The sequence below is a fragment of the Photobacterium piscicola genome (genome assembly GCF_900166965.1).
GTDB classification, from domain to species: Bacteria; Pseudomonadota; Gammaproteobacteria; order Enterobacterales; family Vibrionaceae; genus Photobacterium; species Photobacterium piscicola.
In genome coordinates, this window is the sequence record NZ_FUZI01000028.1 from 1 (window position 1) to 1637 (window position 1637).

Annotated in this window: 2 rRNA genes; both read right to left on the bottom strand. The window is 46.0% G+C overall.

The window, feature by feature from the left end:
- Positions 1–1155: ribosomal RNA gene (locus CZ809_RS20540) — 23S ribosomal RNA — on the bottom strand; the annotation flags it as partial.
- Positions 1156–1523: 368 nt separating this feature from the next.
- A 16S ribosomal RNA gene (locus CZ809_RS20545) occupies positions 1524–1637 on the bottom strand; the annotation flags it as partial.

Genomic DNA, 1637 nt, shown 5'->3' on the forward strand with positions numbered 1-1637 from the left:
ATTGCCGCAGCTTCGGTGTATAGCTTAGCCCCGTTAAATCTTCCGCGCAGGCCGACTCGACCAGTGAGCTATTACGCTTTCTTTAAATGATGGCTGCTTCTAAGCCAACATCCTGGCTGTCTGAGCCTTCCCACATCGTTTCCCACTTAGCTATAACTTTGGGACCTTAGCTGGCGGTCTGGGTTGTTTCCCTCTTCACGACGGACGTTAGCACCCGCCGTGTGTCTCCCGGATAGTACTTACTGGTATTCGGAGTTTGCAAAGGGTTGGTAAGTCGGGATGACCCCCTAGCCTTAACAGTGCTCTACCCCCAGTAGTATTCGTCCGAGGCGCTACCTAAATAGCTTTCGGGGAGAACCAGCTATCTCCGAGTTTGATTGGCCTTTCACCCCTAGCCACAAGTCATCCGCTAATTTTTCAACATTAGTCGGTTCGGTCCTCCAGTAAGTGTTACCTCACCTTCAACCTGCCCATGGCTAGATCACTCGGTTTCGGGTCTAATCCTAGCAACTATGACGCCCAGTTAAGACTCGGTTTCCCTACGGCTCCCCTAAACGGTTAACCTTGCTACTAAAATTAAGTCGCTGACCCATTATACAAAAGGTACGCAGTCACCCAACAAGTGGGCTCCTACTGCTTGTACGTACACGGTTTCAGGTTCTATTTCACTCCCCTCACAGGGGTTCTTTTCGCCTTTCCCTCACGGTACTGGTTCACTATCGGTCAGTCAGGAGTATTTAGCCTTGGAGGATGGTCCCCCCATGTTCAAACAGGATATCACGTGTCCCGTCCTACTCGATTTCACTAAGACTGCATTTTTGGTTACGGGGCTATCACCCTGTATCGCGGAACTTTCCAGAACCTTCACCTAACGCAGAACTAGCTTAAGGGCTAATCCGGTTTCGCTCGCCGCTACTACCGGAATCTCGGTTGATTTCTCTTCCTCGGGGTACTTAGATGTTTCAGTTCCCCCGGTTTGCCTCATTAACCTATGTATTCAGTTAATGATACTTGCTTATGCAAGTGGGTTTCCCCATTCGGAAATCCCAGACTCAAGAGGCTTTTACTGCCTAATCTGGGCTTATCGCAAGTTAATACGTCCTTCATCGCCTCTGACTGCCAAGGCATCCACCGTGTACGCTTAGTCACTTAACCATACAACCCCAAGAGGTCTTGTATGTTCAAACAACCAAGGTTTGCGTTTAATACTCCGATCAAGAAAATATTAAACATTGGTTTTTCGCCGGACTCATTTATTTGTCTTCACTTTAAAAAGCAAAAACAAAATCAAGACACTTGAATGTGTGTTGTTTTGAGAACTCGTTTTTATTCAGAGAATAAAAACATTTTTAAAATTAATCTTTCGATTAAATTTACTAGTCAGCTTTCCAGATTGTTAAAGAGCATAACGCAAAAGCGTTAATCAATGCGTTTGCATTAATTAGCACTTTCGCTATTTTCTAATAACTAATTTTACCAAGCAATCTGTGTGGACACTGCATAAAACAGTATAAGTCTTTAGGTAAGGAGGTGATCCAGCCCCAGGTTCCCCTAGGGCTACCTTGTTACGACTTCACCCCAGTCATGAACCACACCGTGGTAAACGCCCTCCCGAAGGTTAAGCTATCTACTTCTGG